This is a genomic window from Paenibacillus sp. FSL H7-0943 (assembly GCF_037963265.1).
Lineage (GTDB): Bacteria > Bacillota > Bacilli > Paenibacillales > Paenibacillaceae > Paenibacillus_AQ > Paenibacillus_AQ odorifer.
The window spans coordinates 2,719,632-2,731,974 of sequence record NZ_CP150148.1 but is presented as its reverse complement, the minus strand read 5'-3'; the positions used below and the strand labels follow the sequence as shown (position 1 = coordinate 2,731,974).

Annotated in this window: 13 protein-coding genes and 2 pseudogenes; all 15 read right to left on the bottom strand. The window is 42.5% G+C overall.

The annotated features are described in order from the left end of the window. Window positions 1-69: 69 nt before the first annotated feature. Window positions 70-378 (bottom strand): N-acetyltransferase, encoded by a 309-nt coding sequence (locus NSQ55_RS11700; RefSeq protein ID WP_256717149.1) that lies wholly within the window; start codon window positions 376-378, stop codon window positions 70-72. A gap of 41 nt (window positions 379-419) precedes the next feature. Next, window positions 420-764, bottom strand: a pseudogene (locus tag NSQ55_RS11695) (protein tyrosine phosphatase). A 36-nt stretch (window positions 765-800) separates the two neighbouring features. After that, a complete protein-coding gene (locus NSQ55_RS11690) occupies window positions 801-1,352 on the bottom strand; it encodes a GNAT family N-acetyltransferase (protein ID WP_076183268.1) in 552 nt (183 codons plus the stop codon). Further along, window positions 1,349-2,107, bottom strand: a complete 759-nt coding sequence (locus NSQ55_RS11685) for a peptidase E (protein ID WP_081387708.1) — start codon at window positions 2,105-2,107, stop codon at window positions 1,349-1,351. The genes NSQ55_RS11690 and NSQ55_RS11685 overlap by 4 nt, the downstream gene beginning before the upstream one ends. A gap of 5 nt (window positions 2,108-2,112) precedes the next feature. Then, window positions 2,113-2,715: a GNAT family protein gene (locus NSQ55_RS11680; protein ID WP_076189803.1), complete on the bottom strand. Its 603-nt coding sequence runs from the start codon at window positions 2,713-2,715 to the stop codon at window positions 2,113-2,115. Between the two features lie 81 nt (window positions 2,716-2,796). After that, window positions 2,797-3,531, bottom strand: coding sequence for a metallophosphoesterase family protein (locus NSQ55_RS11675; RefSeq protein ID WP_076189802.1), 735 nt, complete (start codon window positions 3,529-3,531; stop codon window positions 2,797-2,799). Window positions 3,532-4,258: 727 nt separating this feature from the next. Continuing rightward, entirely contained in the window at window positions 4,259-4,783 is a 525-nt protein-coding gene (locus tag NSQ55_RS11670; RefSeq protein ID WP_076189801.1) for a hypothetical protein, read from the bottom strand. Between the two features lie 177 nt (window positions 4,784-4,960). Further along, on the bottom strand, window positions 4,961-5,383 hold the full coding sequence (locus NSQ55_RS11665) for an Rrf2 family transcriptional regulator (protein ID WP_076100677.1): 423 nt from the start codon (window positions 5,381-5,383) through the stop codon (window positions 4,961-4,963). Window positions 5,384-5,838: 455 nt separating this feature from the next. Beyond that, a complete protein-coding gene (locus NSQ55_RS11660; protein ID WP_076183259.1) occupies window positions 5,839-6,666 on the bottom strand; it encodes a HEAT repeat domain-containing protein in 828 nt (275 codons plus the stop codon). Between the two features lie 377 nt (window positions 6,667-7,043). Further along, window positions 7,044-7,634: pseudogene (locus tag NSQ55_RS11655) on the bottom strand (4'-phosphopantetheinyl transferase superfamily protein); the annotation flags it as partial. A gap of 56 nt (window positions 7,635-7,690) precedes the next feature. Then, on the bottom strand, window positions 7,691-9,115 hold the full coding sequence (locus NSQ55_RS11650; RefSeq protein ID WP_076183254.1) for a radical SAM protein: 1,425 nt from the start codon (window positions 9,113-9,115) through the stop codon (window positions 7,691-7,693). 18 nt (window positions 9,116-9,133) lie between these two features. Further along, window positions 9,134-9,877, bottom strand: a complete 744-nt coding sequence (locus NSQ55_RS11645) for a hypothetical protein (protein ID WP_036685943.1) — start codon at window positions 9,875-9,877, stop codon at window positions 9,134-9,136. A 21-nt stretch (window positions 9,878-9,898) separates the two neighbouring features. Next, window positions 9,899-11,071 carry an FAD-binding oxidoreductase gene (locus tag NSQ55_RS11640; protein WP_076183251.1) on the bottom strand — a complete coding sequence of 391 codons (1,173 nt, stop codon included), beginning with the start codon at window positions 11,069-11,071 and terminating at the stop codon, window positions 9,899-9,901. Further along, window positions 11,068-12,075 (bottom strand): hypothetical protein, encoded by a 1,008-nt coding sequence (locus tag NSQ55_RS11635; protein ID WP_076129942.1) that lies wholly within the window; start codon window positions 12,073-12,075, stop codon window positions 11,068-11,070. Before NSQ55_RS11635 ends, NSQ55_RS11640 begins: the two co-directional genes overlap by 4 nt. Next, window positions 12,068-12,328 (bottom strand): acyl carrier protein, encoded by a 261-nt coding sequence (locus NSQ55_RS11630; RefSeq protein ID WP_175617289.1) that lies wholly within the window; start codon window positions 12,326-12,328, stop codon window positions 12,068-12,070. The genes NSQ55_RS11635 and NSQ55_RS11630 overlap by 8 nt, the downstream gene beginning before the upstream one ends. Between the last annotated feature and the right edge of the window lie 15 nt (window positions 12,329-12,343).

Below are 12,343 nucleotides of genomic sequence, written 5' to 3'. Positions count from 1 at the left end.
TACCTATAAAAAAATCATGTCGACTGGTTCACAGCCAAACATGATTCACAAAATAATATTATAAGTAATTCAAAAAAAGGTTTCCGGGTATTTCAACTCTCCCTTAATCCTCTGCAGTACGCCCTCCTTCAGCTCACAGACCATAAAGACATTCTCCGGTACCTCAAATTGCTTCAACTCCAGCCCATGTAGCCCTGCGGGTTGAAATCCGAATCTTGGGTAATATTCGGGATGCCCGATCAAAAAGACAAGCTCATATCCGAGCGTTCTACATCTTTTTAACCCTTCTTGGATCAGCGCCTTGCCGATTCCTTGCTTCTGAACGAATGTTTTCGACCAACTGCGCTTCATCTTCCCGATCACCAAAAGCCTCAACATTCACTTGAAATACTCCATTATAGTCTGCCACAGTTTCTGTTCTAATCCTCATTTTTGTTGCTCCATTCCAGAAAATATTCGGATACACTGGATTCCAGAAGGCCGATCAAATCTTCATCCATATACTTATAGTCATCAGCTATGTTCAGGCAAATTATTTTTTTGCCCATTACACAGTCTCTAAATTTATCTTAAATTCTTCGAACATGTTTCTTCTCCATCACAAAAATCACATCCGCCCAACCCAAATGCCCTTCAGAAATTTTAATTCTGGCATGATCTTCAGTCCCTGCAGATCTCACTTCATGGCCATCAATTCCTTGAAAAATCTTCTCCGCAGTTAGACTCCGCCAGCGATTCTGGCTGCAGACAAACAGTAGTTTAATAAGTGCACCTTCCTTATCCGATTGTTAAAAAGATATTTATTGTCTCGACTGCTTCGTGTATTCAATCAACCAACAATCTCTTAGTTCTCCTTCATGTTGTTCGTGCTGTTCAAGGTATTTCTTCTTCACAAAGCCAATCTTCTCGTATACTCTAAGGGCTCTTTCATTCCAGGCTTGCGGGTCCATGACAATTTTATCCGCCTGTTTTGCTTCGACTAGATAATTGACTGTTTCTTTAATGAGTCGCGAACCAATTCCTTGATTCCATAAATCAGGCTCGCCAATGAACTGGTCCATCCCAAAGATTTGACCTTCGAATCCCACGTAGCCGTACACCTCTAATTCTTCATCATCTATAAGATAGAACTGGAGATAACCTATATCCCGCTCCTTGTATTGCACAATACACCGCGTAACTTCGGCTTGCTCGTCGTAAAAATGCTCCTTCACCAGCTCCAAATCATGCGGGCGATCACGACCTTCATAGAACTCCAGTACAACGGGATCTGAAAGCCATTTTACAAGTAATGCGGCATCGTTTAGCTCAAGTGTTCTCAGTCTGATCTCTTGCTTTTCAAAAATAATCATAACGCACCATACAGTTCATGAAGTGGTCTGTAGCTTGGATGTTCTTCTATTTCCGTTACGACAACACCTTGCTCGGAGTCAATCACACGGTAGGCCTTAGCTTCTTCTCTGGTCGACATCACTTTATATTCCTTATCTTTATAGATGATTGCACAATTGTTATCCACCGCGATTCCAGGCAAACCTCCACCTTTAACCATGCGTGTAAAATCTTCAACCCGAATATCCTCATTATAATGCGGACAATGAATGCCCGGCAGAATCCCCATGGCTTCAAGCTTGATATACTGCCATTCCCCCTGGTCGTCGAACGCTTCAGAGTCACTATGCCCATATTCAAACCAACAGATGGAACCTGCGCTAAGCCCGGCCAATACGGTTCCAGAGGAATAAGCTTCTTTCAAAAGCGTATCTACCCCTGTATTTTTCCAAATCTCCAGCATCTTTCGGGTATTGCCTCCACCCACATAAATCAAATCAGCAGCTGTAATTAAATCTGTAATCTCATCATGAGTGTAGGTTTGGCTCACAAGCAATAAGTGACTTGTTTCACATCCAAGAATATCACCATATACTTTGCTAAAAGTATCACAATATCCCGGCGCATCACTACTGGCTGTTGGAATAAATAACGCCTTCGGCTTAGCCTTTTGAGTCAGCTGCACAACTTTACGATCAATTTCCAGCGTTTCAAGCTCGATTAACTCTCCCCCGCCAATCACTACGATAGTGCCCATGATTTCCCCTTCTTTCACTAGGATTACATCCTATTGCTTACTCTTAGCTTACCGATGCTTGTAAAATATTCCTCTGCCAAAATGCTGTAGATCTCCAGATCCACCAGCCCTTTACCCGACCATACATGCGCCTGCCTTAACGTGCCTTCTTTCGTAAAGCCATTTTTCAAAAGCACCCGCTTCGATCGTTCATTAAAGGGCATAACCTCAGCTTGAATTCGATTGACTTCTGCAGTCTCAAATAAATATTTCACCACTAACTGAATGGCCTGAGCTGCAATCCCTTTTCCCCAATAAGGCTCCGCCAAAAAGTAACCGATCGTCACCATATCCACCTTTTGATTAAAATCCATAACTTCAATGATACCTAGCAGTATGTAAGGGTTATTTTTGAGGAAAATCCCCCATTTCACTCTTACCCCTTTGGTAAAATCACGTTCGAAATGACCGATCATATTCTTGACTGTATCTTTATTATGTTTCGGAATAATTCCACAGTACTCAAACACTTGATCATTGCTATATATCCCAAATACCTCATTAAGGTTGCTGACTTCAATCTTTTTCAGTAATAATTGCTCGGATTCCAAAGTAGGGAATTGCTCAAATACGTGACTAAGCTTCAATTTGTTCCCTCCATTACTTTTTGATGGCTTGGATTAAGGTTGCAGTTTGACTTTTTGTTTCCTTTATTATCCTTTCCTTTATTATCCCCGGACACTTCCCCTGTACTGCGCGGTTCTAAGCTCACGAATATAAGGCTCTGCAGCTGGCATATCTGCCTCAACGGCCTGTTGAACAGCTAACTCGATGTCATAAGGCACTCTTACAAATTGCGTATTCAAAGGAGCTGCTGACCCTCCCATGTATTCTCCCTCCATAATCACATAAGATGCCTGGGTTAGATCAAGCGGATTCCCCACACTGCCTACGTTAAATAAGGTCTTACCTTCTAGATGTTGAATAAAAGCATTATGAATATCCCCGTAACCTACGATATCCGCTTGTCGTTTTTCCTTGCAGAGATCAGAATAATCAAACAAAGATAATCGCTTTTCATAATCATCCCAAGGTTGAACGCGTTCATACAGGCTTCGTGGCGAAGCATGAAATAACCGTACAAATTTACCACTCATCATAAGCTCAATCGAAAACGGCAACGTGCTTAAATAAGCTAGGCGCTCTTGACCTAACAACCCGCGGCACCACCGGGCCATCTCAAAATCAACATCCTGATTCATTAAATCATCCCAGTTCCCCATAACACTGATTTCACAATTCTTTTTTATGATATCAATGGCTAGATCTGAGTTCGGTCCTTTTCCAACAATATCGCCTAAACAAAAGATTCTGCTGATTCCCCGCTGCCGGATGTCATCTAAAACGGCCGTAAGGGCCGGTATATTTCCATGAATGTCTGAGATTATTGCAATTTGCTCCACTGTAGAACCTCCGTATATATTGATCTTTAAAAAAGTTACTTATCCTAAAACTAATTGTACTGCATTCTCAATGTTGGCTGTTGCTGCTCATTTAGCGGCCGCTGCTCGTTTATAGGGCATTTTTGCCTTTCTTTTCGCTCATTCAGCGACTGTGGCTCGTTTGTAGGGCATTTTTGCTTCTCTTTTTGCTACTTTGGATGATTTCAGCCAAATCTGAGGCATTTATACCGTACATTTCACCATTCCAGCCACTTCAGCACATTTCAACGGCATTTATACCGTACATTTCACCATTTCAGCCACTTCAGCACATTTCAACGGCGTTTATACCATACATTTCACCATTTCAGCTACTTCAGCCCGTTTCAACGGCATTTATACCGTACATTTCATCATTTCAGCCACTTCAGCACATTTCAACGGCATTTATACCGTACATTTCATCATTTCAGCCACTTCAGCCCATTTCAACGGTATTTATACCGTACATTCCACCATTCCAGCCACTTCAGCACATTTCAACGGCATTTATACCGTACATTCCACCATTCCAGCCACTTCAGCACATTCCAACGGCGTTTATACCGTACATTTCACCATTCCAGCTACTTCAGCCCATTTCAACGGTATTTATACCGTATATTCCACCATTCCAGCTACTTCAGCCCATTTCAACGGTATTTATACCGTACATTCCACCATTCCAGCTACCTCGTTCTAGTCACACTTAATCTTTTGTAAACTTTATGGATTGTAAAATATCCTCTATCCTCTTCATATCTTCTTTATGTACTTCATCCACACTATAAGGGAACTGCACCATAAATGACATTTCCGGTGCCTCAATAACGTAATAGATAGCTTTTCCTTTACTCCCTTCCTCTTCGAATACTTCAGTTTCGTACTTTACGGACTCTAACCCGCCTAAACTAGCTTTACTTTTTGTCAGCTCCGCCCCGTTGTTGTAATTCGTTTGGGCATCCTCGAGCCATTTGTTGACAAGCTCCATGTCCTTAGGCTTAAATCCAAAGAGCATTACTCCCGGACCTTTAAGTCCCTCAGCAGGTTTATAATCAGTCGTAGAGACTATCAACCATAATGGCGCTCCATACTTCTCAGTTACAACCCAATCATCCGGATAGTTAAAGGTGATTCCAAAATTAGTATCCTCGTATTTAGTGGTATCCTTTGATTCATTACATCCGGTAATCATTACTATAATTAGTAGTATAGGCAGTAATTTCTTTAACATTCTTTAGCTCTCTCCCTCAATGTATGTATGTATATTATCTTTAATCCGGCTTCTAAATACAGATTCTATATTCCCTCTTACTTCCCTTCTTTGACCCTAAACCTAATTAAGCAAAAAAAGACCAGAATCACGTTTTCACATGTTCTGGCCTTACTTCTAAGCTGTGATATGGAGGAATCATAGTTCTGGCATTTCATTCACAATCTGTTCCAATGTAACCTCCTGGAGGACATTCTCCATCGCTTTTTGGGCGAGTGAGAACACAGGTACAATTGCACTGGCTATATTTTTGCCAACAGGACAATCGGGATTAGGATGCTCATGGACAGAAAACAACGAGTCCTCTTCCACCGCATTAACTGCCTTATAAATCTGCAGCAGCGTAATCTCGGATGCGCTACGTGTAAGCGAAGCGCCTGCGACTCCGGGGCGGGCATTCACCAGTCCTGCTTTTTGCAGCATACTCGTAAGCCGACGGATAACTACAGGGTTTGTGTTTACGCTACCAGCTATCCACTCCGACGTGCTTTTGCCTTCTTTATTGCTGTCAATCAACGTTAATATATGAATGGCTACCGCAAATCGGGTGCTAATATTCATGGAAATCTCTCCTTCTGCCTTGCTGCAAAACATCCTTCAGATGCAACTATAATAGTTACATTTCATGCATTTGTCAAACTTTTGAGGATATGAACAACTTATAATCTATCAATATTCTCCATATAGATTATTACTCAGTATGACACATATTATTGAATCCAACATCAAGAATTCAAGAACTGCATTTACTTTTACAGTAAATAGAGTAATACTTTTGAGATGATTAAATATAGATAGGTTGGTGCATTTTAATGAAAAAAGATCGTTGGGACATATTTTTAATAATAATAGCTGTCTTTGAATTTATTAATATAACCTACAGTTTAATATTCGAACAATCCATAGAGTGGTTTTCTTTGATTATATTAATTCTCTTTGTTTCTTTAATTGTTAATTCTAATATAAGTAAAAACAAAAAAAATGATTAAATACAACTGCCAAATGGCACTCGTATCCTAAGTGTCTTTTCCTATCTTATCGAATTCCTTTAGGATCTCAGCCACCTGGGCAGCATATTTTTTACTCAGACGCGATTTGCCAAGATTACTCTTCACAATTTTAAGGATTCGGGCATCTCGGCTCTTTGCAAATCTCTCCAGCATAACAAAGCCTTCTTCAGGCTCATTCGCCACAAATACACTCAAGCTGTATTCAAGTCCCTTAGATAATACACGAAAATGCTCAGCGTCCTCATGTTGCGCTCCCCCACCATCTATACTCTCCATGATTCCGGCAGCCAACTGAAGACAATACAGCGTATTTTCTTTCTTTTTTAAAAGAGGAGGATGCGCTAATGCCGCTACAAAAGCCCGTTGTTCAAGCCTGTTCGCACCTTTCTCCCACATGTCAATCAGCTGCCTGAGCAGGGTGAAATCATCCTCCCCTATACTTTGCAGCGCCATAGCAGACGCTTCACGCACCCTCCATCGCGAATCATTCATAGCTGCCTTGATGATGTTTTGAATCAATACTTGCTGCTCTTCTCCAGCGTAACTGTAATAAGCACCCAACGCCCTAACTGCACAAAACGGCAGAAACTCACGGGGATCATTCACGCCAGCTTCAGCTTCAGTAATGTCAGTCCAAGAGACGAGCAGCTCCCAGCCTGTATCTGTTAGATTAGGATGAGCGAATTGTTTGGCAAAATGGTCTGAGAGCTCCAAATTCACTCGTGGTCCTGGGAGTTTACTCTCCTGCATCATCAAATCATTAAGCTGTACCCACAGCTCCTTATCGTTTACCCATTGCTGAAACGGCACTTCAATCATCTTTTGCTCAGCCATCTCTGGTCCCTCCGATAGTTATCTTCAGATTCGAACGATTCCTTGCATCGCATATGCGAGTTTCCTGTTCCATCAATATTTGATCAAATCTCCAGCATTAATCACTCATGGACATTTTACATCACATCAATGACTTATGCATATAACCGATGAGGGAATATTAACACCTTGGCAGAAAACTTCAAATCTAGATAAAGCGAAAACGTGCAAGACAAAAAGCAACTTATCTGTAGATAAGCCGCTTCTCTGTAACAAGTTCAATATCACCTAGGCTTAGATCGTTAAAAAGCATCCAATAGTTGCATGCAATCCTGGTGAAATTGGCATTGGTTTACCACTGAAACCTCCCCGGGAAATAAAGGGTTTTGCGCACATACGGCTAATTTATATTTCTCATCAATATGATACTGCTTAAAGTGATACAATCCGATTGTGTCATCGTTCTCCAATTGAATTCCGTTGTTTAAACGAAACGAAAACGAGTTCAATGGAAGAGATAATCCCTTCCCTATCGCTTTGATATAGCTTTCTTTAAGTGTCCAAAGGTCAAAGAACAGACTCATCCGGCCCATCTCTTCACATTCCGTCAATTGGACATATTCATCTTGCGAAAAAAAACGCTTAGCAATATTAAGATCGGCTTGCTGAATCTGCTCAATGTCAATACCGATTGGCAATTCATCCAATGCGCAAACCACCCATTCTCCTGAATGCGAAATATTAAACTCTACAGGACCCCCCCTTTTTTTTAGGGAGGGTTTTCCGTAGACATTTGTAACAAACTCGAGATCGCGGTTGTTCACTTTTAACCGTTTATTTAAGCTTACACGAACCAGCAATTCAGCAATAAGAGAATGCTGTAACGCTTCCACTCTTTTAAAGCGTTTAAGCCGCTCTCTCTTTTGTTGGGGGATGCGCCACATTAATGTTTCTAACGCAGGTTCAGATATTAGCTCAGCCACCTTCACCCCGAAAATCTCCATCGCTCATCGCTACTCCTTCAGCTCATAAGTACTTGCGGATCCTATTCATGAAAGGACAACACGTCATTCTCTATAAAAGCATCCTTCTCTACAATTTTCCGCTTATAATTCCTTACTTTTGCATCATCTTTCTCACCTTGAAGTGCAAAAAAACTATCCCGTGTTTCATCAGAAATTCCCCAGAATTTTTGCATCACCAAGGAAGTATGCATGTAACTTTCTTCACCATCTTTATAAATTCCAAAATCAAAAAGCTGTTCCTTCACCTGTTCATATAGCTGTGTGCCAACATAAGGAACATTAATATTTATCACATAATTATCAGCCTTTAAGGCTTTAAAAAAAGGTAACATCTCTATATAATCTTGGTCATTGAATCCAGGGCATCCCAGCAAAATATAGGCTGTCCGTTTGATTCCCGCCTCCGCTGCCATGCGGAAAGCTTCCTCGACTTCCGTCAATCTAATTCCTTTATTCACCACTTGCAGCATCCTTTGGTTGGCCATTTCCACACCAAATTTCAAATGCACGCACCCCGACTGCTTCATCTTATCAAGGATATTCTGTCTCACACAAATGTCCACGCGCGCCTCTGCCCACCAGTGAAACTCAGGGTACTCCTCTTTTAGTTCAATCAGCAATCTAAGCATTTCTGAAGTGCGTTTGCCTAAGCCCGGCAGAAAGATCATATCTGAGAAATAAAATCCAAATACATGCATTTGTTCAATGCGGTAGCGGATTTCGCTAACAAAACGTTCGGGAGACATAAAGGAAACATTGCAGCCGCGCAGCGAGGGCTGATAACAGAATGTACAGCGTTTGGGGCACCCGCGCATAGACATAATGTAGTCCCAGTCTTCCGGCTTATTTTTCTGCGCTAAATATGAATCTGTCAATATCGGCAGATCGTTTAATTGCTGGGCCCATTTAACAGGCAGCATTCCCCTTGCATTCTCCTCTACTACAGAAACCGCAAGATCCTCGCCTTCTCCAACAATGATCGTATCCAAATCAGCCGTATCCTTCAGCTTGGCATGTTTAAGCAAATGTCCATAACCAATACAGGTAACCTTATCTCCCCATCTCTTCTTTATCTCTTTTGCAAGGTATGCACAGGACTGAGTGCTTCCAAGCTCGACAGTAGGCATCAGAACATCGCCAACACCAATAAACACATAATCAGGCTGAAAGCATTCTAACTCATTTATGACCATATCAAAGCTTTCATGCCCCCGAGTACAGCGTTCCTGCATAAGCCAGCTGTTCATAGTCATACTGTACCGCTCTGTATAATCATGATCATCTGGAGCATTATCGCCATTAATTAACGTGACTGCATGACCCCTACGATGCAATATCTCGGCTATGTAATGCATAGCAGGACTGATCCTATTGTTTTTCGACTCAATAAGCCGGTAAAACGGGGGAATAACACAGGCTACTCTTTTACTCTGACGATCTGCCATTGATTTCGGCCTCCATTGTTAAATTTTAGTGAAACTGAGGTCTGAATCTGAGACGATGGAAGAACCGACTTTGGCAGCGGAACCGGGAAGTGTTCCAAATCTGGCACCCAAAAAACTGGCAGAGAATTGGGGCATCCAGCCATGCACATTAAAGCAGCCATTTCGGTCAAAACCGGCAATTAACATTCCCGAACGGTCGTATCTCCCTCTTGGAAGCCAAATCCAGTATTCCGAATCCGGGGTATTACCTGTCAAAAATCTCACTCTAGCCACGAACAGAAGATACCTTTCCAAACTAAAGTTAAGATCCCCGCTGTCTTCCACCAAGTGTGCAACCTCTAGCCCTGTGTGTTTCATTAATGAAGGCGACAGCGCAGCCGATGTGCGAATCCAGCAATCTTCCTGCTCCGTTGCGGCTGTCACAAGTGGATCTTTTAAGGCCCAGCTTGAAATTCTTGTAAGCTCACCAATCTGTTCCCGTGTAATTCCCTTGGGAAAGCACAAAATAATTTCTCCATTTTCTCTCGATGAACGAATCTCTTCGCTTGTAAAAGGACAAGGCGATAGTTCGAATTTTCTGCCAATGATCTGATCTACCCCCATCCCACGATACCAGGATTCAAGCTCCAGACGCAGCATTTCGGGATCATCCGGTGAATGCTCAAGGTTTGCGGTAAACCGTTTGAGATCCGTCCGCTGAAGCACATTTGCGTTTAGCATATTATCTATAAGCTTTAACATTTGGTTCTTAGAGTTCTCCATTTCAATAAACCTCCTATACTTCTAAATCTTGTAGTATTCATTAATTTTTCTGCCTGCTGCAGTTAGCCAGCGATTGGACCGCAATGATGATATGTCTAATGTTTGTGCGGAATTCCCGGCTATTTCTTCACTGATTAGGAGTCCGGCGGCCGGGCTGTGCATAAAACCATGTCCGCTGAATCCTGACGCATGGTAAAACCCCTGGATTTTGTTATCAGCGCCCAGCACCGGATGGGAGTCCAGCGTGTCATCATAATACCCTCCCCAGCAGGATTTGATGGTTGCTTCCTGGAGACGAGGCAGTCGACGAAGAGCAGCTTCCAGATGTTTATATTCCCATTCCGGGTCTGAGTAGTTGTAATCCGGATCTTCGCATACCCCTGCAACAAAGGGCTTATTCAAGCCCGTTAACAGACCGCCTGTCTCCTTATGTAAGCCTAGACCTTCCCCGGGGAACACAATAACGGGAAAATCGGCGGGCAGCCATGGGAGCACATCTGTAACCAACAACTGCTGATGGCAGGGGATGACCGGCAACTCAATTCCGGCTTTAGCAGCCACAAATTTGGACCAGGGGCCTGTAGCATTTACAACAACTCGCGAAGTTATCGCTCCTTCTGACGTTACCACTTGCTGTATCGCGGAACCGTCAGTAATAAAGTCCGTTACAGCGACTCCAGGATAATATTTGACACCCAGCTCTCTGGAGAGCCGAATATACGCGCTTGTAATCTTATTGGGGTCGATCAATCCATCCTGCTTATTGTAAGTTGCACCGGCTACATCCTCGAGAACCAGCATCGGCAGCTTCTTTTGAATCTGCTTAGGCTCCATCCATTCCGTTTGCACACCCAACCTTTGCTGCAAAAGCATCGCATCATAAAACTCGGAAAGATTATCTTGTGCCGTGAAAATAAACATATATCCGCACTGGTCCATTTCATCCTGAACAAGGTTATACGAATCAAGCTGCTCCAGCAATCGAAAACTTAACTTGGACAATTCAATATTTATCTCCGTTGTAAACTGACTTCGCATCCCGCCTGCGCAGATAGATGTGGTTGCTCCGCCTAAACTTCCGCTTTTCTCAAGCACTACCACATCGGTTATCCCTTTTTTGGCTATATAGTAGGCTGTACATGCCCCGACTGCTCCAGATCCAATAATAACAACTTCACATTTATCGGGTATCACCGAGAATTCTCCTTTTCTTCTATTTTGCTGATTACAGTACTAAACTCTTTCAAAAGCGCTGACAGAAGCGCGCGCTCTTGCTCATCGATACTCTCCACTGTGCGTGCAGCGATCCGCAACAGGTTAAGGTCAGGCTCAAGATGATATTTCACCAAAATGTTTCTGAGAATAAGAGTGGTTTCGTATATATCCTCATAGCCTTTCATAATGAAATCAGAAAGGTTATATCCACATTGAGACAAATATCCAAGCCTGTTAACCATGCATTTTTTGTGCTCCCAGAGTAAATGAAACGGACGAACACAATAGAAAATTTCGTTACGCGCCAACCTATCTAAATAGTCTAGCAGCGCCCCATACACCTTCATCCCCCAACACGAACCTCCATCTGTTTCTGGGCAGGTTACCATGGTTTTCGGCTGGCGTGAATAGTAATAATCCCCTAGGCTTGCGATCAGTGTAGTTGGCTCAAAATGCATCTTATCAGCTTCATTTAGCCGGACAGAGCGAATCGAATGCCGCTCGAATGCATGAGCGCGCAGCGATGATATGATCTGATCGGCGGGAAGCTCATGAAACTCGAAGATTTTATCGTAATCCGAGCCAGCAATACTAAATGTATGACTAAGATCATCATAGCCGTAAATCATAAAATTCCTTTCGAAATGAACCTTATTAAAATAGTGCTTACCTTCTATATAAAATTCATCCAAGCTTACTTCGACATACTCCTTCTCGGCAAGACAATCCAAGATCTGTTTTACAGCAACACGTTCAGGACCAAGCCTGATCTCTTTAAAATTCAGATAGGGGAAATGCCCCAAAGATTGCTCGGGTGACAGAAATTCAAGATCCATCACATCCATATTCGCTCCAAGATATAAATGAATATAATGGTTATGCAGCCAATCCATCTTACTAGAGCAGACTTCCACTACACTGAGCAGATGAGAACTGTTCATGCTGCTGTTCACCATAGGGTACTTGATCGGCAGGTTAGGCATCTGTGGCACATCCTTCACCATTTTTACTCCAGAGATATGCCGTTAAATCTCCAACCGTAGGAAAATGTCCTGCTACCAAAAGGTAAGGATCAAAGTCCAATTGCAACGCCCGCTCAACTTCAACAATAAATTTGATGTAAGTAAGCGAATCCATTTCCAGATCTGTGAACGCACTTTCGGGCTCCAAGGAAATATCACACTTTACAAATAGGCGCAGCAATACCTCCACCCGCTGTTGTATTTGGTCCATCATATCCTCCCTGTCCAT